This window comes from Lacinutrix venerupis, assembly GCF_001971745.1.
GTDB classification, from domain to species: domain Bacteria; phylum Bacteroidota; class Bacteroidia; order Flavobacteriales; family Flavobacteriaceae; genus Lacinutrix; species Lacinutrix venerupis.
In genome coordinates, this window is sequence record NZ_CP019352.1 from 1,130,468 (window position 1) to 1,155,656 (window position 25,189).

Annotated in this window: 22 protein-coding genes; 2 read left to right on the forward strand and 20 right to left on the reverse strand. The window is 30.0% G+C overall.

The features are described from left to right. Positions 1-44 precede the first annotated feature (44 nt). The gene (locus BWR22_RS05095; protein ID WP_076732339.1) at positions 45-473 is read right to left on the reverse strand and encodes a hypothetical protein; all 429 of its coding nucleotides are present in this window, start codon (positions 471-473) and stop codon (positions 45-47) included. A gap of 173 nt (positions 474-646) precedes the next feature. Here BWR22_RS05095 and BWR22_RS05100 point away from each other — a divergent pair, with 173 nt between their 5' ends. Continuing rightward, a complete protein-coding gene (locus BWR22_RS05100; RefSeq protein WP_076732340.1) occupies positions 647-1,789 on the forward strand; it encodes an MFS transporter in 1,143 nt (380 codons plus the stop codon). A 44-nt stretch (positions 1,790-1,833) separates the two neighbouring features. Further along, on the forward strand, positions 1,834-2,595 hold the full coding sequence (locus tag BWR22_RS05105; protein ID WP_076732341.1) for a helix-turn-helix domain-containing protein: 762 nt from the start codon (positions 1,834-1,836) through the stop codon (positions 2,593-2,595). Positions 2,596-2,867: 272 nt separating this feature from the next. Here the strand turns inward: BWR22_RS05105 and BWR22_RS05110 are convergent, their stop codons facing one another. From BWR22_RS05110 to BWR22_RS05200, 19 genes are all read right to left on the reverse strand, one after another. Continuing rightward, positions 2,868-4,085: a Ca2+-dependent phosphoinositide-specific phospholipase C gene (locus BWR22_RS05110; RefSeq protein WP_083678206.1), complete on the reverse strand. Its 1,218-nt coding sequence runs from the start codon at positions 4,083-4,085 to the stop codon at positions 2,868-2,870. A 1-nt stretch (position 4,086) separates the two neighbouring features. Continuing rightward, complete coding sequence (locus tag BWR22_RS05115) at positions 4,087-5,322, reverse strand: Ca2+-dependent phosphoinositide-specific phospholipase C (RefSeq protein WP_076732342.1); 1,236 nt, start codon at positions 5,320-5,322, stop codon at positions 4,087-4,089. Between the two features lie 5 nt (positions 5,323-5,327). After that, a complete protein-coding gene (locus BWR22_RS05120) occupies positions 5,328-8,186 on the reverse strand; it encodes a TonB-dependent receptor (protein ID WP_076732343.1) in 2,859 nt (952 codons plus the stop codon). Between the two features lie 199 nt (positions 8,187-8,385). Then, entirely contained in the window at positions 8,386-9,429 is a 1,044-nt protein-coding gene (locus BWR22_RS05125; RefSeq protein ID WP_076732344.1) for a helix-turn-helix domain-containing protein, read from the reverse strand. Positions 9,430-9,675: 246 nt separating this feature from the next. Next, entirely contained in the window at positions 9,676-10,137 is a 462-nt protein-coding gene (locus tag BWR22_RS05130; RefSeq protein WP_076732345.1) for an RDD family protein, read from the reverse strand. 144 nt (positions 10,138-10,281) lie between these two features. Next, positions 10,282-10,719, reverse strand: a complete 438-nt coding sequence (locus tag BWR22_RS14505) for a cbb3-type cytochrome c oxidase subunit I (RefSeq protein ID WP_076732346.1) — start codon at positions 10,717-10,719, stop codon at positions 10,282-10,284. 147 nt (positions 10,720-10,866) lie between these two features. Beyond that, entirely contained in the window at positions 10,867-11,868 is a 1,002-nt protein-coding gene (locus BWR22_RS05140; protein ID WP_076732347.1) for a HEPN domain-containing protein, read from the reverse strand. A 155-nt stretch (positions 11,869-12,023) separates the two neighbouring features. Continuing rightward, positions 12,024-12,758, reverse strand: a complete 735-nt coding sequence (locus tag BWR22_RS05145) for a hypothetical protein (RefSeq protein ID WP_076732348.1) — start codon at positions 12,756-12,758, stop codon at positions 12,024-12,026. A 164-nt stretch (positions 12,759-12,922) separates the two neighbouring features. Next, a complete protein-coding gene (locus tag BWR22_RS05150) occupies positions 12,923-13,993 on the reverse strand; it encodes an HNH endonuclease family protein (RefSeq protein ID WP_076732349.1) in 1,071 nt (356 codons plus the stop codon). After that, positions 13,990-15,699, reverse strand: coding sequence for an AAA family ATPase (locus BWR22_RS05155; RefSeq protein WP_076732350.1), 1,710 nt, complete (start codon positions 15,697-15,699; stop codon positions 13,990-13,992). The genes BWR22_RS05150 and BWR22_RS05155 overlap by 4 nt, the downstream gene beginning before the upstream one ends. Before the next feature lie 152 nt (positions 15,700-15,851). Beyond that, on the reverse strand, positions 15,852-16,820 hold the full coding sequence (locus tag BWR22_RS05160) for a hypothetical protein (protein WP_076732351.1): 969 nt from the start codon (positions 16,818-16,820) through the stop codon (positions 15,852-15,854). Between the two features lie 672 nt (positions 16,821-17,492). Continuing rightward, a complete protein-coding gene (locus BWR22_RS05165; RefSeq protein ID WP_076732352.1) occupies positions 17,493-18,767 on the reverse strand; it encodes a bifunctional DNA primase/polymerase in 1,275 nt (424 codons plus the stop codon). Beyond that, a complete protein-coding gene (locus BWR22_RS05170) occupies positions 18,767-19,084 on the reverse strand; it encodes a hypothetical protein (protein ID WP_076732353.1) in 318 nt (105 codons plus the stop codon). Before BWR22_RS05170 ends, BWR22_RS05165 begins: the two co-directional genes overlap by 1 nt. Positions 19,085-19,281: 197 nt before the next feature. Beyond that, positions 19,282-19,632, reverse strand: a complete 351-nt coding sequence (locus BWR22_RS05175) for a hypothetical protein (RefSeq protein WP_156875569.1) — start codon at positions 19,630-19,632, stop codon at positions 19,282-19,284. 875 nt (positions 19,633-20,507) lie between these two features. Beyond that, on the reverse strand, positions 20,508-21,437 hold the full coding sequence (locus BWR22_RS05180; RefSeq protein ID WP_076732355.1) for a tetratricopeptide repeat protein: 930 nt from the start codon (positions 21,435-21,437) through the stop codon (positions 20,508-20,510). Between the two features lie 122 nt (positions 21,438-21,559). Beyond that, on the reverse strand, positions 21,560-22,327 hold the full coding sequence (locus BWR22_RS05185) for a hypothetical protein (protein WP_076732356.1): 768 nt from the start codon (positions 22,325-22,327) through the stop codon (positions 21,560-21,562). 161 nt (positions 22,328-22,488) lie between these two features. Beyond that, positions 22,489-23,337 carry a hypothetical protein gene (locus BWR22_RS14460; protein WP_241828231.1) on the reverse strand — a complete coding sequence of 283 codons (849 nt, stop codon included), beginning with the start codon at positions 23,335-23,337 and terminating at the stop codon, positions 22,489-22,491. A gap of 188 nt (positions 23,338-23,525) precedes the next feature. Further along, entirely contained in the window at positions 23,526-24,086 is a 561-nt protein-coding gene (locus BWR22_RS05195) for a hypothetical protein (protein ID WP_076732357.1), read from the reverse strand. Between the two features lie 148 nt (positions 24,087-24,234). Further along, positions 24,235-25,107, reverse strand: coding sequence for a hypothetical protein (locus tag BWR22_RS05200; RefSeq protein ID WP_076732358.1), 873 nt, complete (start codon positions 25,105-25,107; stop codon positions 24,235-24,237). Between the last annotated feature and the right edge of the window lie 82 nt (positions 25,108-25,189).

Here is a 25,189-nt window from a genome sequence, read left to right on the forward strand (position 1 = left end):
AATAAACATCAGACTATTTAAAGTATAGTCTGAAAATGTTAGTATCAAATTATAAAAACTTGGTATTGTACGTGAAGCCTTGTGGCAGGTTTGTTAAAGGTGTATGTGTTGTGCGTTGCACGTTTTTGATGTTCTTTAGAAAAAGTTTCAAAAACTTGAGAAACAATAAAAGCATTATTTGCAAAGTATAAATCTATTGATTTTTTTGAGGTTGGAGCTTCTTCTTCAACTTCATTTACTTCAATAAAATCAAAAAGCAGGTCGTGCTGCTCTTGTTTGCTATAAGGCTTATAAGTAGCGGTAGTTTTATTTTGTTTAGCAGCAGTTTTATGAGTTGCATGTAATGCTTTTGAATTAAATTCAATAAAACCGTTGTTCTCCTTGCTAATAATTTGGTTTGAGAATATACCTGCAAACGTATTTAGCAATAGAACAATAACTAAATAGAAATATTTATTTATCGTTACTTTCATAGTATGAAGTGCAAAAGTATATCAATTCATGTATATGTTCAAAGTATATTTTTAAAAATAGTTTAAATAATACTATAAATTGTATGTGGCCTTTTTATTTAAATTTCCTTTTTTGTATACTAATTTAGAAAATTGGTGAAGTTGTTTTGCAAGAATAGCTTGAGTTTTGCAATATGAATAAAATATCAAACTTCGGCATTTTTACGCTGCTATTAGTTAGTAGCTTAACAATTATGGTAGGTACAGTAATTGCACCTTCTCTTACAGGAATTGTAAAGAATATAAATTTTGGTTTTTCGCCAAGTTGGTTAATTACGCTACCTTCTTTGGGTGTTGTAGTATTTGCTCCATTTGTTGGCCGATTAATAAATAAGTTAGGAATATTTAATTTGTTAATTATAAGTTTAGTTCCTTATGCCGTTTTGGGTGTTTTAGGCGCATTTATAACTAATGATTATTTACTTATTTTAAATAGGTTTTTGTTAGGCGTAGTTACAGTTGGCGTTCAAGTATCTGTTACTGCTTATATTGCAGCTTTTTTTAGTGGAGAAGCAAGAATGAAAATGATTGCATGGCAAGGCATGTCTATAGAATTGGGTGGCGTTATTTTTTTGGGAATTGGTGGTGTTTTAGGAGAAATGAATTGGCAATATCCTTTTTATGTTTATAGTGTAGCATTGTTATGTTTAGCGCTAGTATTAAGAACATTACCAAAACCAGCAACTAAAATACAAGAAAAAGAAGCTGTTTTAAGTACCAATAAAAAAAGTAAATTAAAGGTTCGGCTTATTTTTGTAGCCTCTTTATTCGCTATGATGCTGTTCTTTGTTAGCTTTGTTACATTACCATTGTATTTACCAGAATCGTTTGGTTTTAGCGAGTCTAAAACAGGTTATTTAATGGCTTTTATTTCGGTTGTTGCAGTTATATCTGCAAGCCAAATGCCTAAAATAGTTAAAAAAATAGGTGATAGTAAAACGGTAGCACTTGGTTTTTTATTATTTACTTTAAGTTATGCGGTTTTAGCCATCGCTGGAACTATTTCGTTTTTAATACTAATGGCCATTTTTATGGGTATTGGTTTTGGCTTTACAATACCATTATTAAACCATATGATGATTGAAGCTAGTACATTGCAAAATCAAGGTAAAAATTTAGGTTTGTATTCTATGGGCGTTTTTGGTGGACAGTTTTTGTCTACTTTTATTGAATATATTTCTGATAATTATATGGTTGTATATAGTGTTTCTGCTGCTTTAGCAATTGTAATAGGTGGTTTTGTTTTGTATTTATTTCAAAGTTTTATTAAAAGTTAATTTTGAATATTTCTTTTTACATTTGAAAAACACATTAAATGTAAATGAGCAATCACGATTGGAATTCTAAAATTCAAATTTTACAAACGTTTAATAATAACAGTAAAATGCTTTCAAATAATTCTATGGGAATTTATTTTGAATGGAATTCTATAAACAGCATAATTGTTCATTTTAAACCATTAAATGAAGCTTTTAATAATAGTGTTTTTAGTGAAAATGAAGGTGTTTTAATAAATTTTGAACGCGACCTTATTGATGAAGATGATATAGAATATGCTTTAGATGTCATGTCTGTTTTTAATAAATATCCTCAGTTTCACATTAGCGACATAAAACAGGTAAACCAAATAAAACAGTTGGTTTCATTTCTTAAAGAAGAATATTTTAATGCAGAAGCATCATACATAATGCTTAAAACATTACTTAAAGTTTTATTGTTACATTTAATTCGTTATCAAAACGATGAGTTTTTAGAACAAGATTTAAATCAAAAAAGAGTGTTTCGGTTTTTAGAATTAATGGAGTCTACTTTTTTAAAAGAAACGAGTACCGATTATTATGCCAATAAAATAGGTGTTAGTAGTAAAAGATTAAATCAAATTTTAAAAGAAAAATTAAATTTAACTGCTAAACAAATTATTCAACAACGACAGATTACAGAATCAAAACGTGCATTAATAAAAGGAGAAATTACAACTAAAGAGTTGGCATTTTATTTAGGATTTAATTCTCTAAGTAGTTTTTCGAGATTTTTTAAAAATAATGTTGGAATAAGTCCATCTACTTTTAAGGCACAAAATTAGTTTTAAATATGTTTTGTTTTTCTGTTTGCATAAACAATTACTAAAATAGAAGCATAATTAATGAGCTAACTACATTTAATAGTGAGAGCCATTATTTAACTCAATTCTATTTTTTAAAATTAAAGCTAATTCTTCCAAAGGTTCTTTAGAGAAAATAGTATTATTTTAAAATGATTTTTAGGATATATTAAAATCAAGAAAGTTCTGCTATTCTTAAGAAATAAGAACAACAAAACTTTCTTTTTTGAAAATTAAAAAAACTAATTCATCTATTATTCCTGACTGTTTAGCGGATTTAAAATGGCCGCTTTATTATTTGGCATTTCTACTTTATAAGAAGTCCCATAATTGTTTGTGTCTTGGTAATAATCGGTAGAGATTACTTGTGCACCACTTGAAAACGCTGCATTAGCTCGCGTTTTGTCGTTAACTTTAGCTTCGTAGGTTTCAATATCAGAACGTGTACGTACCATATAGCCTTGTTTTACATAGTCTTTAATTTCGTTTTGTCTAACAATAGCATTGTCTAGCAATAAAAATCCAGAATGTGGTTCGCCAGCATCGGCTTTTACAAACATTACTCGTCCTTTTAATGACTCATGGTTTTTAATATAGGCACCTTCGGTAGTTAAACCTGCACCACCTGGTAATAATAAAAAGATGAATTTACCTTGAGAAGCTTCAACAGTTGGCCAGTTTTTGGCTAAAACAGCTTCGTTTAACGTTTGGTAATCGCCACGGACGTCGTCTGGTGTAATAATTTTATTTCTACCTAAAATAGATACTAGTGTTTGGTCTAAAACATCATAAACATCGCTAGTAAAAGGTGTTACTTTAGCCGAGTTTGGAAATAAAGGAAAACCTTTGTCTTTAGCTTCAATCATAATGTAAATTGGAGCATGTGTTGGGTTTTTGTTAGACCATGTTTTTAAATCGGTTAAAGCAGCTTCAAAAGTATTGTAGTGCGATAAAAAATCGATATCTGGCATGTGCATAACTTTAAAACCAGGTGTTCCTAATCCTGTAGAATCGAATGGTTTGTAATTTGTAATACCTTTTGCGTTTAAGGCATCGTAAACAGCAGGTTTTGAAAACGTGCCTCCAACAGGATCGTAAACAATATCTATGGCTAGCGAGCGTAATCCGGTGCTTAATTGTGCATTAAAATCTGGAAAACTATACGAAATCATTTCTTTAAAACTCATTTGGTTTGGGTGAAATTCTTTGTATTTTTCCTTTTCTTCATCGCTTAACTTACTTGTAAACCCTTTCATGGCATGGGTAAGCATTGGGTTTAAAAAGTTGATTATAACCGAATCGCGCTTTTTAGCATAACTATTATGCGTTCCTAAAACTTGAATTTGATTAATTTTTAAATCTTTTGGCACTTCAATTGTACCGTTTTCTATTGTAATAGAAGTTGTTTGTGCTTTACAATTGGTAATAAAAATAGCTAGTAAAGCGATTACTGTTAATTTAATATAATTCATTTTATTTTGATGTATTTATTGGGTTTAAACGGGTTGGCTTACCATTTGGCATTTTTACGACATAATCGGTTCCGTAAGCATTTCCGGGTTTAAAAAAATCGGTTGAAATAACTTGTGCGCCACTTTCGAAGGCAGCTTCGGCTCTAGAATAATCATTCATCTTAGCTTCATAGGTTTCAATATCGGAACGTGTACGAACTAAATACCCTTTTTTAACAGCGTTTTGAATGTCTTTTTTTCTAACTAATGCATTATCTAATAGAAGAAAAGCGGCATGTGGTCTGCCTATTTTTGAACGAACAAACATGGCTCTACCATCTAAATTCGGATGGTTTTCTACATAAATATCTTCTTCGGCAACACCTGCAGAACCAGGTAAAAGCATGAATACAAATTTACCTTGAGCATTTTCAATTGTAGGCCAATTATTGGCTAAAACAGCTTCTTCTAAAGTTGAGAAATCGCCTTTAACATCGCTTGGTGTAATCACTTTATCTTTTCCTAAAGTGTTTAATACTTCAGCGTCAAGCAAATCGTAGGTGTCTGCTGTAAATGGTAAAACTTTTGAAGGGTTTGGAAAAATAGGCAAGCCCATATCTTTAGCCTCAATCATAATATAGATTGGTGCGTGCGACGGGTTTTTGTTAGACCAATCTTTTAACACGGTTAAGGCTTGTTTAAACGTTGTATAATGCGACCTAAAATCAAGATCGGCCGCATGAAATACTTTAAAGCCTGGTTTCTTTAATCCTAAACTATCAAAAGGAAGTAAGTTTGTAACACCTTTTTGCTTTAATAATTCGTAAGATGCTGGTTTTGTAAACCTATTTCCAGTTGGGTCGTAATGCACATCAATTTCTAAGCTTCTTAAACCTGCATTTAATTGCGTGTTAAAATCTGGATGCTCGTAAGCTAAACCATCTTTAAAGTTTATACCATGAGGATGATTTTCGTTGAAACTTTTCAATTGCTCTGGCGTCATGCTTTCCATAAACTTAGCGCCCATTTGTTTTAAAATTGGGTCTGCTAATTCAATAACTTTTGGATCTACTGGTTTTGCATAACTATTATGTGTGCCCAAAACTTGTATTTGGTTTATTTTAGTGTCTGCAGGTAGTAGAACGGTGTTATTTTCTATAGAAATTACCTTTTCTTCTTGTTTACAACTGTTAAGACTCATAAATAAAATTACAGTTGCAAGCACAGCTATACTAGATAATGATACCGTTTTGTTCATTTTAATTATCTTAAAGTATAGCTTAAACCAACTTGTCCTCTAATACCAGACCAACCAGCTTGTTCAGGACGCTCTGATGTACCATGATAATAACGGTTTGGAGCATTGGTAATATTGTTAACCTCTATAAATGCTCTAAGATTATCACTAATGTTATAAGCTCCAGAAAAATCGACTGTAAAGTTGTCTCCAAACCAGCGGTAATGTTCTGGACCAGCGATAGTACGAATTTGGTTTAGGTATTTGCCTTTATAGTTTCCAGCTGCTCTAAGCATTAACTTATCGTTTTCGAAAACCAAAATAGCGTTTCCAATATGGTTTGCTTGTTCAGGTAATGATGTTTTGTAAGTACCAGTTTGTGTGCCAGCGGTATAAGTTGGAATTTCTACTTCAGAATCTATATATGAGTAATTTAATTCAACTCCAAAGTTTTTAAGGAAGTTTTGGGCCTTATCAAAACGTTTTACAATTCCAACTTCAAAACCATATAACCAAGCACTATCTAAGTTGTCTGGTCTAGATAGTAGGTAGTTTTCATTGTTATATTCAACAATACTTTGGTCGTCGTAAATATAATTTGAAAGACTTTTGTAATAAGCACCAGCAGAGATTAAGCCAACACCTGCAGGATAAAACTCGAACATGGCATCGAAATTTGTCGAGAATGTTGGGTCTAGTTGTGTGTTACCTTCAGTTATTGTTCTGTCGAACGTGTTTACTTGGGTTCCTGGGTTTAATCTGCTAAAAGTTGGGCGTGCATATGTTCTGGTAACCGCTGTTCTTAAAATGGTTTTTTCAGAAAACTTAGTTTTTAAATGTATCATTGGTAAAAAGGCATTATAGTTTTTACTAACCGTAATGTCTTCTACTTCTGTACCATCATCGTTTGTTGTAACACGTTTTCCAGAAAATTCAAGATGGTTAGATTCGTTTCGGATACCACCAATTAATTCGAATTTCTCGTTAATTTTATAAGTAGCCATAGCGTAACCACTAAATACATCTTCTTTTCCTGTATAAGATAATGGTGCGTTCGATGGGCTATCTTTATCTACCAAAGTTATCAAACCGTGTTCTTCAGCAAATTCGTCGCTATAAATTTGATCTATTTGGTCGTTTGTTAGCGTGTTGTAGTTTACTCCGTCGTATACATTACCAATTTCGTTTATAAACGAACCATCGAAAGGTGAATTTTGTGTTTCAAGTTCACTTAAAGTAACAATATCTGGAGCGTTAGGAACACCTAAAAGCGCGCCTTGCATTTTTACAAGGTTGTAACTGTCGAAGGTTCTATCTAGTAAGGTTGCTTTGCTTCCAAATTTGATGTCTAATTTATCATTTGCATTGTAAGTTAAATCGAATTTACCAACGTAATGTGTTTCGTCTTTTTTAAGACTAGAAAGAATAACTTGGTTTAAAATAGTTTGACTTGGATCTATTGCCGAAGCTAGGTTTGGTGAAATATTATCAATACTTCCACCAATACCATCAGGAGAATCCATCGCTAAGTATTTATTTCCATCGGAAGAAAGACCTAAATAATTCATAGGCTGTATAAAGTTAACAATAGGATAACCACGTTCAGATTCAGGAAGATTTTTTGGTGAGTTTAATTTAAAATTAGAGTTAGAATATTGCGCAATAACATCTAAGTTTAATTTGTTGTTTAATTTAAAATCTCCTCCTAATTGTACCGAATATAAATTGGTTAAATAGTCGGCATGTCTTGCTTGGTATTGTATGTTATTGTTGTAAAAGTTAAAGTAGGTTTCTCTAACATCTTGTTGGTCTAAATACTGCGAGTATAAACCTTTAACGTAAACTTTGCTATTATCGGTTAAGTCGTAATCCATACCAAGGTTAAAACCAGCAGTTCTACGTCTTGCTACATAATCTCTTAGTTGTAAGGTGTTAATAGCAAAGGCTTCGTTTTCGTTTTCATTGGTGTAATCGTAGTCTACTTGATATCTATCGATACCAGTTTGTCTGTCCCAAATTACACCAGAAGCAATAAAGCCAAATTTTTCTCCAATCCTATCACCATAAACAACAGAAGCGTTATACGAAGGATCGTCTGCTCTGGTATTGTAACCACCAGCTACAGTGGCACTAATTGTTTGTCTTAAAGGTGCTGATTTAGTAATGAAATTTAAGGCACCACCAATGGCATCTCCATCAATATCTGGTGTTAAAGCTTTGTTTAATTGAACATATTGTATAAGTTCACTAGGAAAAATGTCTAACTGTGTATAACGTTCGTCACTAGCACCTCCAGCACTTGGTAAACGATTTCCATTAAGTAAAACTGAAGTCCAGTGTGTAGGAGCACCTCTAACAATAACTCTACGACCTTCACCCATATCTCTTTCAATTGCTACACCTTGCATACGTTGTACAGCTTCAGCGGCGTTACGGTCTGGTAATTTACCAATGGCATCGGCAGCTAAAACCTCGGTAATAGCTAAGCCTTTTTTCTTAATGTTTAATGCTCTAACTTGAGAAGGGTAGTAGGTTCCTTTTATTACTACTTGATCAAGTTGATTAACAGCTTCGGTAAGAGAAACAGTACCTAAGCGTGTTGTTTTACCATTCTCTACAGTTACTGTTTTTTCTAAAGTTTGGTAACCAACAAAAGAAATTACAATGGTGTTACTACCGTTTGTAACATTATTTATGGTGAAGTTTCCATCAAAATCTGTAGTGGTTCCGTTTTCCGTGTTTTTTACGTAAACTGAAGCTCCAGGGAGTCCGCCTATATTATCGATAATAATACCTGTTATTGATCCGTTTTGTGCAAAAGAACATTGTACAACGACCAAAAAGAAACATAGTTGAGCTAACTTGTTTAGTAATTTTGTTTTCATTTTAAATTGAGTTTTATAATATTTTGTGCAAATAAAGGATGGAAAAAATATTTAAAAGTTCAGTCTAAGTAATCTGAACACAAAAAAGTTGTGTCCAATTGGGTTGAACGTGTAACTCGCTCTATATGAGTATTTTATTTGTTGTTAAGTTACTGTTATTAGTATGTAAACTGTTTGTTTCGACTCTTTTTAATGTGAATTAAGCGTTTTTTTTACGGTATTCTGATGGTGTGATACCTTCAATTTGCTTAAAGTATTTTATAAATGTGGTTTTAGAATTGAAACCAGATAAGTGTGCAACTGTTTGAAGCTTTTCTTTATTATTTTTCTGCATGATTTTTTTTGCTTCCTCAATTTTATATTCGTTAACAAACAGAAAAAAGTTTTTTTGAAGCGTAGTATTTAATACCTCTGTAATATGATGCTTAGATATATTAACTTGTTTTGAAAGTAGACTTAAAGAAAACGCGTTATCTAAAAAAGGTTTTTTAGCCTTCATGTGGTTAGATAGTTTGTTTAGGATTTCGTTGGTGTCTTCAATTTTTAAAGACGATTTTTCGTATTTAGCAGTTTTAGGTTTGTTGGTAATACTGTTAACAGTTTCGTTAACTTTAGAATTATATTTTAGTTTAAAAAACTGGACAATAAAAACTAAAAATCCTGAAATATTTAATAGTAAAAAGTAATTTATGTGTATTGGTACGTTAAAAGCCTTGTTTAAAAAACCAATTAAATTAGCTGTAATCCATAAAATTAATGGAATTACCAACCATTTTAGATGTTTATTTTTGTGTTTTATAGTAATTAAAAACAAAATATAAGGATGGTAAGTTAAATACGAACTAAATAAAACTACGTTGTATATTTTTTTGTAAGGGATTATTAAACTGTAGTCGTTTTTAAATAAAATAACTGCTCCAATTAATATAAATACAATGGTTAGAATTAAGGTAGGTATTAAATGATATAATTTTTTTAAATTAAAACCTTGTTGGTTATTAAGTTCGTTGTGAACGTATAAATAAAGTAAAGATGCCGATGCAATAGCTATAGCAGGCGAATACATTTTGTACAACATATTAGCATCTAAAACTAAAAATAGAAATTTTAAAAGGATGATAAATGCACCAATAGCAATAATAAACCAAATGTAGCGTTCATTATTTTTTTTTAAAATGTCTTTGTTAAAAAGAAAAGTAATTATTAATACTTGAGAGAGAACTGCTATTAGTAAGTAAGCCATTTTAATTATCTAAATAGCCAAATTTACTGTAATAGCTTTTTAAAAAATAAAGTTTGATTTGTTATAATGTAATCATAACACGTACTTAATAATTTATTTACATAACAACTTGAATGTTGATGTTTTTTGTTTGGTATGCATATTTATGTATAGAAAATTCCGAAGGAATTTTCGCAAGTAGTGAAGAATCAAGAAATTAAATATGCACGGTGTTACCATACGTTTTTATTTCACTTTTAATTATTCCTATTTTAATTCCGTTTGAGATTTTATAGGTACAACAATAGTTTTCGCCCATAAGTCTCCAACTCTTTGATTCAAATCCGTATTTTTAATTGTTATAATTCCGACTAATCCAAAAAAGAACATATCAATTGGGTCAAGTAAATGTCTTTTGAAAGATTCTCCAAAAGTCAGTTTGCGTTTTGTTCCGTTTTTCGGAATCGCTTTTAATCCGACTAATAAATTTCCGAGTGTTGCTCCGAAACCAATTTCAAGTCCAACAGTCATAATCAGCCAAAAAATAATAGGTATTAGAGCAGGTAAACCGTTTAATGAATATCCACCTTCGTCATTCGGTTCGCCAATTGCATAAATCAAAATGAAAGTTACAGTGTAAATTATAATATAATCCACTAATCCAGCAACAAATCGGTTTCTAATATTTGGTTCAGTTTTAATTTTAGTAATCAAGTTTGTTTTGTTCATCGGTTTTCTCAAATGTATGGTAACGTGTTTGTATAAGAATAGTTGTGTGTTTGCGTGCGAGGAATTTCCGAAGGAAATTCAGACGTAGCAAACGTGCAACGACCTTATGTTTAGCCTAAAATAAGCAATTTTTTATATACGTTGTTAGCCACTGGTTTTATTCTGTTTTCTTATTATTCCGCTTATTATATTAATCGGAAATATAATTTGTCCGAAAATCACAATAGCTGAAATCAAATAAATTACCAATGTCAAGTTTTCATTAAAATCATATTCCATAATTGACTTTCGGAAAAATTCGTTTAAAATTAGAATCAGAAAAATTCCGCCAAAAGTTAGCGCAACGTGAATCAAATTCAGACGTTTAGAGAGGTTTCCGTTCACTTTTTTCACAATCCAATATATCAGTCCAATTGTTCCGAAAAGAATTGAAATCAGCGTTGCGAAATGATAATTACTCATTACGTAATATGTGTCGTGAATATTTATATCAATTCCTCCATTTGCATTAAATCCGAGTATAAAAGTGATTACTGCAAATAAAAGAAAAACAATGTGTGGTCTTTTAGTTAATAGGTTCATTCAACTTGTGGCTAACGTGTTTGTGTATGATTAGTGGCGTGTTTAAGCACCTAATTTAGCAAATAAAAACCGAATAGAAAATCCGCGAGGATTTTCGTAAGTAGGCTAGAACTAGCAATAAATTATATACGGTGTTGGCAAATCGTTTTAATCTATTACATATTTAAAATTCAATCTTTGTCTGTTCTCTTTAGCAATTTTCTGAATTGTAGCTATTAGCATTGATTCAGCTGTAAATAATATTTCAAATAATTCAGTATTAAAATTTTCATAACTATATATGGCATCATCAATATGAAAGAAACTTGGGAAATTTTTACTTCCGTGAATAAATGATGATCTATAATCATACATTTTTGTTAGACGTTTTTTAAATTCTTCAATCTCACCTAAAAATAATTGCCCTTTTTCTTTAATCTGTTGAGAAATTCCTTCTTTGCCTTTAACGTAGATAGCTTCGATTCCTACCATTGTCCAAAATAGTTTATTTATTTCCTCAGATTCTTCATATAAATATGAGAACGCATTAAAGGCTCTGCTTAAATCTGTAGAACTTAATTCATCTATATCTACTGGGTTTAAAATAGTAATAAACCAATTCCACGTTTTTCGAATTCCTAAATTCTCAAATTTCGGCCATTTTTTCTCAATTGAATAATCAAATAACTCAGTGGTATATAAATTCATTTTTTTTAATTGTTTATAACCATCTCCTAAATCGAAAAAGCCAATCCCAAAATGAAAGCCTCCAACTCTACATATATTTAGAATCATTAGAAAATCATAGAAACGTTTTTCCAACTTATCTGGTAAAATTTCACTTTTGAAAAAATCATTAGAGTTTATTCCATATTCTTTCTCAAGGTCTTCGAAATATTGCTTTTCATATGAAACTTTAATTTTAAAATGATAAACTATTTCTTCTCTTTGATATCTTTTATGTATTCCCCAAGTAGTTTCTAAGTTATCAGGTAATTTTTCTAATTCTTCAACCTCCATTACTGAAGTTAATGTCTCATTAACTTTAAGTTCAATTGGTTCTAAGTTTTTTAAAGCTCTTTGAGACCTTGTGAATTCTTTTTTAAGGTTTTCACTATCTCTATTTAGAGGTTTAATAAAAGACTGATATATATTAATTGTAGTTGTCAATTTTTAATGTTTGCCAACGGTTATGTGAATGGAAAGTTGCGTGCTCGTGTGCGAGGATTTTCCGAAGGAAAATCAGAAGCTAACAAGCAAAGCAACTCACATTGGTTAAGCTAAAAATAGCAATTTTTTATACACGATGTTACCAGACGTATTTTTTATGAAATCCAAGTATCAATAATTTTATCAATAATCCAATTTCCTTTGTCATTTTTTCTAATAAAAATCCGAAAGCCACTTCCGTTTAGAATTCCCATTCCAAATCCTCCATTTAGAATTCCGTAAGATTTGCTTTTGTCAAATAAGATTCTGCTAAACCCAATCTTCGCACCAACGTAAAAGTCATATTCAGTTCTCCAGAATTCACGTCCTTTTGGGAATTCCGATTGATATTTGAATTTGATTTTTTTGTTGTTAGATTCTAATTTGTTTAAATCTATTTTGTAACCATTTTTTAATTCAATATTTTTTGAATCTAAAACTATGTTTTTGTTTTTAAAATGTTTGACTAATTCATACATATCTTCTCTTTCGAAGCTTGTTACTGAATCAGAAACTGCCAAATAGATAGGTGTTGAGTCTTGGTTTAGAGAATCTTTTTTATTTTCCCAATTGATTTTATCTTTTATAAACTTATCACTCTTTTTGTAGTCAGATATTACTTTATCTAAATTGCTATTATCATATTCTTTTTTTTCGAAAAATTCAGGTGGAGGTGGTGGAGGCGGAGTCATTCGCTTGTCGTAATAGATAGAATCTAAAACCGAAGGAAATATTTCATAGAAAACAACTTGTCCAAATTCAGTTTCAGAAATGACTTTTTCTTGCTTACAATTCCAGAAAATTAAAGACAAAACTAAAAACGTAAATATTGTGGTTAGCGGTTTTCTCATATGTGTGGTAACGGTTTTGTGTATGGTTAGTTGCGTGTTTCAGCAACTAATTTAGTAAACAAAAACGAACGCGAGAAAATTCCGAAGGAATTTTCCAAATAAGCACTTACCAAAGCAATTAATTATACACGTTGTTAGCAACAGGATTTTCTAAATTAATAAAATCAAATTTTCAGTAAATTTAAAGAATCTATCTGTTTAAGAATGTCTCTAAATAATTTACCATTTTCAATTGATAAGATTTCATTTCTTTTTTTTGGAATTTCTTTTAATTCGAAAAACATTTTTGCAAAATTTTCAATTTCATCTGTTGTACTTACTTTTTTATAATTATTTAAATAAAATCTGACTAATTTTTCTGTGGTTAAAAGCCTGTTTTTGTATCTATTAATTAAGTTTAAATCATCAATTGTTTTGTCGTTAGGTTTTATCTTTTTTACTTGAAAAGTTAATTCATCTATAGAGTCTCCTAAAAGAACTTTCAAGGATATTTTAAAGGTATAGAAATCTTCAAAAGCTTCTGAATATGGATGTAAGTGCGTATCAATATTATATGGTTTATCTCCTTTTTCTGGTGAATTACATATATGGCAAGAAGGAATTAAATTAAAAAATGAAAGAGCAAAAAAAGGATTTTGAGATTTTGGATAAAAATGATCTAAATCAAAATAAGCTATGTTGTTAATAGTAAGTTTTTTGTGACTATTTCGTTTTACAATTTCCACTTTTCTATCATTACAATATGGACAAGTTGCATCTGTAAAATTCAATTTAGAATATAAAATTGTGCAATATTGAGAAGATCTAAACGCTTTATAATTTAAAAGTTCATTAGAAATCAATTTTCCAAATTCTGTTTGAGAAATTCTCGCTCCTTTAGTTAAATAAATATCTTCTTCTTTTATTAATTGAAAAATTTTATTATTTATTTTATTAAAATCATTTGGTTTTGCAAGAATGATTTTTTTTAGTTCATAACAATTATTTTTCTTTAAAAAATTAAATAATGCTCGATGGCGTTTTGCAGTACTTTTAGAACCTTGAGCATATTTTTTAATATATGATGAAGTGTTTGATTGAATGTAAAATTTCTTACATTTTTTTATTAATGAATTAGTTTTATATTCATTTCTCGATTTATATTTGGGATTCAACTCTTTCCAATGATTTTCTGCAATTTTTGAAAGAAATTTATTTGGATCCGAAACATTTAAATGTTCTTGAATCGTAATCATTCTGATAGTTGATTTTTTAGTCGATACTTAATAATGTCGTCACCTATCAATTCAATAACTTTTAATAATTCTGAACTTTTCTTTTTATTCAAGCCTCCTGATTCTACAATGCTGATAATTTCTTTTGTTTTTTTATACGCAAAATCACTTGTTCTTTTATTATCCAAAAAAAATGGTTCGGCGTATAAGTCATAAAGATTTCCCCCGAAAGTATTAATGGGCAAATCTATTCCATCAATTGATGAGTTTTCGAAATTTTTATCAAGAATTGTAATGTTCTGGTTTGGAAGATCTGACAATAAAAAGGGTGAATGCGATGAGAGTATAAGTTGAATATTTCCTGAATAAATATTTGGAAGAACATTTAATAATTTGTCAAAGAATTCAATTTGCCATTTTGGATGTAAATATAAATCACCTTCATCTATACATAAAAGTAAATTGTAAGTTCGTGAAAATTTTAATTCTTGAAATAATGAAGCAAATAAATTAATATAAGCTTTGTGACCTGAACTAATTCCTAACCAGTTAACATCAAAAATATTTATAGTTGCAAATAGTGATATAAACTCATTAATAAAATTTTTAGCTTTAATTGAATTATAATCGAAAGTAAAATATTCCAATGCTCTGCTACCAGAACCTTCAACACTATATTCTAAATTCAAAAAATCTAAATCGCGTTTTATAGTTTTTAGGAAATGAAGTTGAGATTCGAGGTTTTTGATAGTTGACGTCTTTGTTCTTTCGCTTTTAATATCTGAAAAAAGAGAAAACTGTCCATCATAACTTTTAATAAGGTTTCTTTCTAAAAATAGAATTAAGTTTTCAGAGATCTCCTCTGTTCTCAATTTAAACATCTCACTTATAAAATCGTTTATGTCTTTGAGTAGTTTATCATAAAGATTATAATTTGTTCTACTTTGCCTTGATATCTGGTAGATAATTTCAAAGAAATAACCAAATCTCAATAAATGAATGAACTTATTCTCTGGTTTTATTTCTCTTAATCTATCTCTATAAAATTTTTGAAAGTCTTTGATATTTGAGTACCCTTCTCGATATAAATTTCTTTCCATAGAAGAGTTAAATCTGTTTCTCCAAACCTTACTCGTAAATTGAATTTTTTCTGGGATATCAATATTTAAAGAGCTAAATATTTTTGAGTTAATTAACCTGACTTGTTTTTCAAAATCGGTTACCTTATTTCTTCTGAAAAGCATATTCCTGTTATACAAATTATTAACAGATATATCAGTAATATCAGAACCAAAATCATTTCTTCTTTCATCAAAAACGTTTGAGAAAAACACTACTTTTAGAGGGTTAATACTTCCATCATAGTCTTTTAATTCAATTTTAAATTTCGCTTTCGGTTTGTTTCTGTTATTGAACGAGTAATGACAAGTATATGAATTATTAGATTCAGTTATTATTAAGAAATCAGATTGAATTGTAGTTTTAGGATTTTTTAAGGCATTGCAAATTAGCTCAATGGCATTACTTTTTCCTGATCCATTTTTGCCAATTACACCTACAACATCTACAATCTGATTTCCAAAAAAATCATTTGGTAAATCATCAATATCTTTTTTAATTAGCAAATTATCTTTTTGGTCAAATTTAAACTTTATAGAACTAGATAAATTAAATCCAAAATCTTTAAAGTTTCTATATCTGTCTATCCAAATGAAACATATTTTCATATTTTTTTATCTTGTTGCTAACGTGTTTGTATATGGTTTGTTGCGTGTTTAAGCACTAAGTTAACAAATAAAAACCGAATAGAAAATCCGCGAGGATTTTCGTAACTAGGCTAGAACTAGCAATAAATTATATACGGTGTTGTAAGTAGTTTTTATTCTTTTAGTATAAATAAATTATTCAAATCTAAATTCATTGATTCAGTATTGTCTAAGTTATGATATACCTCTAACGAACAAGTATTACATTTAACTTTATATACAGAAGGGAAGTCATTACCTGTTGCTCCATTTTCATCGAACTCTTCAATGTAATCGAATTCTTGAATAAGTGATTTATATTCACATATTGGGCAATCAATTATTTTTGAGTTAATGTTTATTCTAGCAAATTCATTTGCCTTTTCTGTTTCTTTATATTTATCATCAAATAACTTATGAAAGTTTGGGTTCTCAAAACTCGCTCTACCAAATTCTTTCAATAAAGCTGTTTTAGATATATTATACTGTTCATTTTTGAAATGATTAATTAATTCATTAAGGATGTTTTTGTTTTCGTTTTTTGATTTGAATTGCAAATAAGAAAACCTACTTTCTTTAGACTCCTCTTTAAATACTTTTTTTAGGAAAGGTAAAATATATTTTCCAAAAAGGTAATCAAGTGCTGAATATTTAATCACATATACACCGCTATGAGCTATCTTATTTCTATAAGTATTTATATAAGTAATCCAGGTTTTAGCATCAGATATAAATTTATATTTAACCAGTCCTTTTTCTTTTATTAGTTTACATAGTTTATCGTATGCAACAGAGAATCCCAATCTGTCTATTTTACGGATGTTTGATTCTTTTTTTAAAATTTCTTTAACGTATAGTTCTAAATAATGTTGAATATGAAAGATAGATTCAGAAGCATTCTTTATGTAGCTAGCATTATAAATATGTTGTTGATTTTCTTCAGAATTATCATTTTTTAAAAAGCTAAAGTTATTTTTTATACTATTATAAGTAGAAAAGTAAGATTTTAAAGAAATAGTTAAAGTTAGGATTCCTATATTTTCAGCGTTTTCATAATATTGTTTGATAAAAAAACCATCATTTTTGATGTTGTCAATATTCATATAATGTTTATTTATTGTTATGATATTTTTGAATGGAACACTGTCTTGTCAAATTACTTACAACGTGTTTGTGTATGGAAAGTTGCGTTGTTTGTGCGCTGGGATTTTCCGAAGGAAAATCAGCTGTGTGCAAATACGCAACTCCCTTTTATTAAGCACTAAAATAGCAATTTTTTATACACGTTGTTGCCAAGTCGTTGATTTATTTCAGAGTTCAGATTATTCAATTGAGTATATTTTTCTTTTGTCCGTTTTTCAGAGTGGGAATTAGTAATTTATTCCGTAATCCGCTTTTCAGTTCCGCTTGAGCAAACAATTCCGAAACAGGCTAAATTCAGCAAACAGTTCAGATTTAAATTCCTTAATCGAGCTAAAAATTCAGCCGTGATTTCATTCTTTATTTGATTAATAATTCAATGCGATTTTTTGAAATTCCGATGCAGGTTTTTCTGTTTTTCCTTTCTTAATATTCTAAAAAAAATCGAAAATAAACTAGACTTTTTTCGGTTAAGAGTGCGTTCCGCACAATGCTTGGCAACGTTGTTGTATATGGTTTGTTGCGTGTTTTAAGCGCCTAATTTAGCAAATACAAACCGAATAGAAAATCCGCGAGGATTTTCGTAAGTAGGCTAGAACTAGTAATAAATTATATACGGTGTTGCCCACAGTTTTTTATTGTTTATTTTTCAAATGTTCTATTTTTCCTTTAAATAATAATTCCTTAATACATTTTGCAAGAATTGTTACATCTGTATTTGCATTATGAAATTGTTTTACTTTATGATTAAATAGATGTTCGTATAGTTCTGTCATTTTCGGAAATTTTGCATCAGGATTTTGTTCATTAGACAAAAGCTTAGTTCCAAATTCCATTGTGCAAAATTGAGTCAAACTATTAAAGTTGAAATCAATTTGATGATTCTCAAATTCGTTTTCTAAAATGGATAAATCAAATTTTAAGTTATGAGCTGAAATAAACTCACAATGCTTTAAATCATAAGTAATATCTAAATAAATTTCTGAAGGTTCTTTTCCAATTTTTTTTATTATATCTGGATTAAGTTTATTTATTTTAAATGCTTCTGATTCAATATTAAAATTAGAATTTACTAATTCAGTATTTTTTTTATAAATAATACCTTTTGTGTCCATTATCATCCAAGATATTTGAACAATTTTTGGAAAATTATAGTTTTCAATTAATCCATCTGTTTCAATGTCAAAAAGGAAAAATAGTTTTTCCTCAATCAATGAAAGGTCAACTAAATTTATGTCTTTATTGGGTTGTTTAATATTTCTATGCTTCTCTTTTGATAGTGAAAAATAAACTTTTTTTCTTTCTATTTCTGAAATATTTAAAAATAGACTTTCAATGATTTTAAACTTATTTATGTCTATAAGAACAGGTTTTTCTTTTGGGAACTTACAATTAGTAAAACTGTATTTTGAACCAGACTTATGTAGTGAGTTTGGTAGAACAATGTGAGTTCGCCAAAGTATTTCTATTTTCTCAAATAAGCCTGTATTATCCAAATTCGGTGGATATGAAGATGCAACTTGGTCTTCTTCTAATATATCAAGTAGTTCTGAATAAAAGTAAATATGATAACCGTCTAAACTTCCTGTTTTCACAACCCATTCATAATGTTTTGGTAAGCCCAAAATAATTAATAAATCTTCTATGAAGTTGTAATTTGTACAACCATCAATATCTAAAACGTGTAAATTTTCAAAGCCTGCTATTGTTCCAATTCCTACTGAATTATCCCAATCATATTCTTTTAATTCTTCTATGGATTGTCTTGACTCTTTAAGATGTTTCCATTCGTGATATGCTCCTTTTAGGATATTGGCATCATAAAAATTATGTTCTGTTATATAATTGGTTATACAAGTAATGTTTAGTCCAAGATTATGAAGGTGTTTTGCAAGAATGCTATGGTTCATTATATTTGATTATTTGTAATTAAAATTTCCATACATTCGAACAAATAATAATAATCTTCTTCTTTTTCTACAGGAAAAGTTAATTGATTTTCATTAATTTCAAAAAATCGAGGTGATAAAAATTTTTTAAAATTCAATTTCGTAACTACAAATGAGTGTGTAGAATACCCTCTTTGAACCTCCAACCAATTTTCTCGTAAAAAAAAATTATAGTAAAACAAATCTAAACTTCTATTTTCATCAAAATTAGATGAAACCCAATTGATAAATTTCTTGCAACTTTTCGGATAATCTTCACTAATTTTCAGATAGTTCATGAGTTTGTCAAATTGTGGGCAACGTTGTTGTATATGGAAAGTTGCGTGTTTGCGTGCGAGGAATTTCCGAAGGAAATTCAGACGTAGCAAACGTGCAACGACCTTTTGTTGAGCCTAAAATAAGCAATTTTTTATATACGTTGTTAGGCACTGGCTTTTTCCGTTCAGTTTACTTTTGAATTATTTTTAGCTATCATTCAATTCGGCTGTTTATCCAGATAGACTTTTTTCTCATCACTATATTCTAAAAATGTTTTATTCAATTCATACCATTTCTTCCAATCGCTAATATTTTCTTCAGTTGGTTCTATAATAGGATCATATGATTCCGAAGTACTACATTTAATATTTGTTAAGTTTTCTAAAAAAGAGATAGCGTCATATAAATCATCTCCATAAATTGTGTCCTTTTCAAACCTTACAAATGATTCTATTACACTAACATTTTGAAAATAGGTTTCTTTTATTAATTCTTTTTGTTGCTTTTCTTTCTTACAAGAAGATAGAATTAACATTCCGAATATTAGTATGAAAATTTTTCTATTCATTCAATTCCATTTGAGTGAGTTCAGCTTGTGCCTAACGGTTTTGTATAATAATAGTTGCGTTTTTGTCGACGAGGATTTTCCGCAGGAAAATCAGAAGTTGACAAAAGCACAACGTACTTAGTTTAAGTCTAAAAATAGCAATTATTTTTATACGTGGTTGTGCAAAGCAAAATATTAATAAAGAAAAACATATCGAAGTTTGATAGCTAGAAAAAAGATATGCCTTTTAGTCTCTATAAGTTCTCTACATTTATTTAGCTTTTTAACCAAGACTTAGAGATAACATAAAACTTAGTCCAACCAAAGCTATGCGATTTAGTCTCTACAGTTTTATGCCGAAAAGTCTCTACAAACGAGTAGGTAAGTAGCACAATTTTTTTAATAAATAGTCTGGAAAAAAGATCAGATTTACGGACTTTAAAAAATTAGCCCTTGTTTTGCACAACGTCAGATGTGTATGGCGTAGTGAGGCGTGCCTCACGGAGAGCCATAAATCGCGCCTTATTCGCTATAGACTTTGTTGTTAGTAGTTTTGTGTGGAGTTCTCATAAAACCTAATAAAAAAGCCAATAATAATGAAAGGCGCGATTTACATCTGACGTTGGTAAGTAATTAATAGAAAATAGAGCGTTTTTTTAAACGCGGTTTCTATGTGCCGCAGGTAATTACTTACCAACGGTCTTGTGTATGGCTCGTTGCGTGCAAATTAGTGATTAATTTTCGGTCGAGCCACAAGCCAGATTTTTAAATTTTACTATTTATCTTTTTTATTGGAAATCGTCAAATTTAAAAATTTGGCGACTTTCCAAATACGCCTAAATTTCGGTTTAAGCAACTGAACAGCAATGAGCTATACACGTTGTTAGCACACGTGTTTATCCACGTTGCATTTCAATCAGTTGTTTAATTTCATCCGCTCCATTCAAGTCAGGATTTAACTTTTTAGCATTTTCAATGTCCTTAATCATCTCGCCAAAAACATAACTTGGATTTGGTTGTTTTTTAATTAGAGTAATCGCCTCAATGTATGTTTCCATTGCCTCGCTTTCTTTGTCAGTCATTAGTTGAGCTAAACCCTTATTCGCAAGTACCCAACCTAATTTAAATTCGGCATTTGCCTTGTCGCAATATTCAATGCATTTTTCGTAATTACCATTCTCAAAATTTGTCCACCCTAAACCACCATAAAGTTCGGCTTTTTGCTGACTGTCAGATTTTACAATTGGCACTTGTGTTTCCGTTATGGCAACAACCTCAATACTTATATTAACTCCGTTATTGGTACTTGGATTTTTTAGCCCTAAATAGACTGTCCCTGTTCTGATGTCATCAATTTCTACGACAGCTTGTTTTGTGCTTTGAGCAGAACCTTCCATATTGTAAGAGTAACTTCCTCCATACAAATCCTTTTTAGATAAGAATTTGTCAATATTCGGTCGGTCACATAAATAAATGTCCGCAGAAGCAACTCCATCTGGCACTTTTATAGCGGATAACGTACTCGATGTAATTCCGCTTGGGTCAGACATCATACCAGTTAATTGAATGGCTAAATTTAGATTTTGTGTTCCGCTCTTCCCTTTTTTAGTCGAAAAACTATAATACCACTTGACTGTATTTGGTGGCAAATCTACTTCCAAATAGGTTCTTGACTGTCCGCCAAAAGTTGCATTCAAACCTCCATTTAAATAGATACTTCTACTTTCGATAAGTTGTTTGGTTTTTGTTTTAATTTCATAGTCTTGAGAGTAACCGACTTTTATTAAAATCAGAAAGATAAATGTTATGATGTAGTTTTTTTTCATATGTGTGCTAACGGTTTAGTATAACCGTCAGTTACGGGATTAAAGTTAATATTTTTCGGTTAAGCACTGACGTTAGCAATTCCGAGTGGATTCGGACGTAGTCGAATCCGCCGTAATTGCGGTTATACATTGTTGGCAACTGGTTTTTTTTCATAAATTAATCTTTTTCCACAAGATTCGATTGAGCCAATTCCTCTTTGGAAACATTCTGACAGTAATTCAAGGTCATTGGTGTATTCCATTGCTTTTTCGAGTAATTCTTTTTCTTTATCTGACCAACTTTCGTAGGCTCTAAAGTGTCTTACTCTTGCATTAACAATGTATTCCGATAAATCCTCTGTTTTTAAAATTCCGATTTCGTTTATTTTGCTTTTTAATTGTTCAATCGCTTTTTCTGTCAGATTGTTAAATTTATCTTTTTGGAAAAAGTCAACATCTTTCCAAGGTTGCGGTTTTCTTTCTTTTTTTACTTTTCCGTGAAGTGAATAACCGTTTTCAATTAAATAATGCTTAAAAAATTTCTGTAAATCTTGTTTAGTGTAGTAACCAAAATATTTTCCATATAGTTCATTTGAGTTCAAAACCGGGAATTCAAATTCTTTAGATTTTAAGAAGAAATGTGTTAAACGACTATAAGTTGGATTATATTCAACGCTTTGAAATAGCTTAATCGTTTTGTCAATCTCTTCTGTACTTATGTTTAATTCAGTTTTTTGAGGTTGGTTTTCAGTAGAGCCATTAATTCTTTCCAATTCGGAAATTGCTTTTTCTAATGCTCGTATTACATCTCTTTCATTTAAGACGCTGTCATTTTCAATCAACTCGCCAGTTTGAGGTGAACATCCTGAAGCCAATGCTTCCAAAATTTCTATTGTTCTTTCAATTTTCATAATGTTGCTCTAAACTTGTTGCCAACGGTTTTGTGTATGGTTAGTTGCGTGTTTCAGCAACTAATTTAGTAAACATTCACGAGCCAGAGAAAATTCCGAAGGAATTTTCCGAGTAGACCTGAACCAAGCAATTAATTATACACGTTGTTGGCAGCAGTAATTTAGTTTTTCTCAAATGTTAGATAGTCAGTTCCACCATTACCACCACTAATGTCAATTAATTCAATTTTAGTTGCTGTTTGAGATATAAAATCCCAATCATCGTTTAAATCTTCAAAGTCATTCGTCAGATTGAAATTGATATTGAAGTCTAAATCATCTTGACTATCGTCAGTACTATTACTATCAGTTATACTCCAAGTTCCATCATAGTTATTTGTTCCGTTATTAGCATTTAGAACTCCTGAGCTATTAAATGTAAAATCGTAACCTGTAAAATGATTTGTTTCGTCAATTCCAGAGTCAATAAATTCCGTTATTCTCCAAGTTCCACTTCCAACATTGTCTTGAATAGTTGTTTGTGTTGAAGAAGTACAATTACTATTTGGTGTTCCTATTGTAAAAGTTAAATAATCAGTTCCACCATTTCCACCACTAACATCAATTAGTGATATTGAAGTTGAATTATAACTTACAATATCCCAATCATCATTTAAGTCCTCAAATTCGTTAGTAAGGTTGAAATTAATATTAAAATCAAGGTCATCTGAACTATCATCATTGCTATTACTGTCCGTAATACTCCAAGTTCCATTATAGGTATTGTTTTGGCTTGTTGCAACTAATGTTCCGTCAGAATTAAAATCGAAGGAATAACATAAAAAGTGTTCAGTTTCATCATTACCAGAATCTACAAAATTAGAAATTATCCAAGTTCCGGATTGTGCTGTGTTCTGGATTTGATTTTGAATAGTCGAATTTGAAGAATTATCATCTGATGTACAAGAAATTATAAGTGCAAATAATCCAACAAATAAAATAAATCGAGAAAAAATTTGTTTTGTTTTCATAATTAGATGCTTTTTAATTTTTAACGTAAAGTTGTGGTTTTTATTGCTGCCAACGGTTTTGTATAAGATTAGTTGCTTGTGCAAGCAACTAATTTAGCAAATATATCACAGATAGAAAGTCCGCGAGGACTTTCGTAAGTAAGCTAAAACCAGCAATTAATTTTATACGGTGTTGTGTGTAGTTTTTTCTATTCTATTCGTTTAAATTCCAATGTTTTATCATTTTTAAATCCTGCCGTAAAAATCACTACAACTGCTCCAAATTCGTGCTTTATTCTTTCTATTAGTATTGAGTTATTCTTTAATATAATGCGTTTTTTGTCATTCGTAAATGTTCCGAAAACATATGGTATACCAGAAACACTTAAATTTTGCTTTAAATAAAACATTCCATTTTTTAATTTTCCTTTTATTATCTCACTTTTTATCTCAACTTCGTTTTCATAAACACTTAATTCTAATTCATTTTCACTAATCAACTTTAATTTCGCAAAATATTTTTTATTTGAATCTAAATCAAGTTTATATTTCTCTGAATTCCACCATATTCCAACAAGATTTTCATAAATATTTGTTCTCAATGAATCAGAGTCAGCATAAATCTTATATTTTCCGTCTATTTGTTTTAATTCAGAATAAGTCTTTGGATTTAATTTTGTTGAAATGACATCTTTTGAAAAACTGGCACAACTTGAAATACTCAAGATAAGTATTAAGAAAATTACGATATTTATTATTCGATTTGTCATTTCTCAAATTACACACAACGTGTTTGTGTATGATTTCGTTGCTTGTTTCAGCAACTAATTTAGCAAATACAAACCGAATAGAAAATCCGCGAGGATTTTCGTAAGTAGGTGAGTACTAGCAATGAATTATACACGGTGTTAGGCATAGTTAATTCATCGCTTTGTTCAATTTCCAAATAACACCAGACTCACCTGTTAATAACTCTTTACAGTTATTAAATTCTGATTTACTCAATTCTTCGATATGAGCTGCCTTATTTCGATATTCCTTTGATACTATTTGTAATGATTTTAGTAGTCCATCCTTATCTAAAATCCAGTTTGAAAAAGAATATTCTGATAAAAATTCATAAAATGATTTAATTAAATTACTGGTTTCTCTTCTCGATTTTGAATTTAGAGCAGTTTGAAGAAAGTGACTAAAAGTTCCAATCTCTGGTGGTTTCGAATTATCTGAAACTATATACTTCGCGATACGACCAATATCTTTGTCTAATTTGTCATTTTCTAAATCTAAATTTAGGCAATATTCTTTTAATGGAACTATAAGTTTAGCGACAAGTTCGTTCTCTAAAGCTTTACATAATCCAATTACAAGAGGTGACCAATCTAAAGAGTATTCAATTCCTACTTTCTCGGAAAGATGTTCAGCTGAAGCGAGGAATCTTATTGATTGTTCTTCCAAGTGTTTATTTCTGTTATCCTTGATTTTTAAATTTTCTGAAGCAATTCTTATTTCATTTTTAGAAACAAGTTTGAAAAGTATATTGGCAAGTTCTGTTACTTTATCGTTTTCAGATTTAGTACCAGCCTTTATTTCGTAAATTGATAGCAGAAAACCATAACAACCGTTGCACATTCTTTTATTCCAATTGTCATCGTAAATAGTAATTAATTTTGATTTTTTTTGCTTACCACATCTAAAACATTCAAAAGCAACTACCTTATCAAATCTGAACTGTTTAATAGGTCCTCTTTGTGGGTATTCTTTAATTATATTTCCTGGTGAATTTCCTTTCATTTTAATTATGCCTAACGTGTTTGTGTATGGTTAGTTGCGTGGTTAAGCTACTAAATTAGCAAACTTTTACGAACCCGAGAAA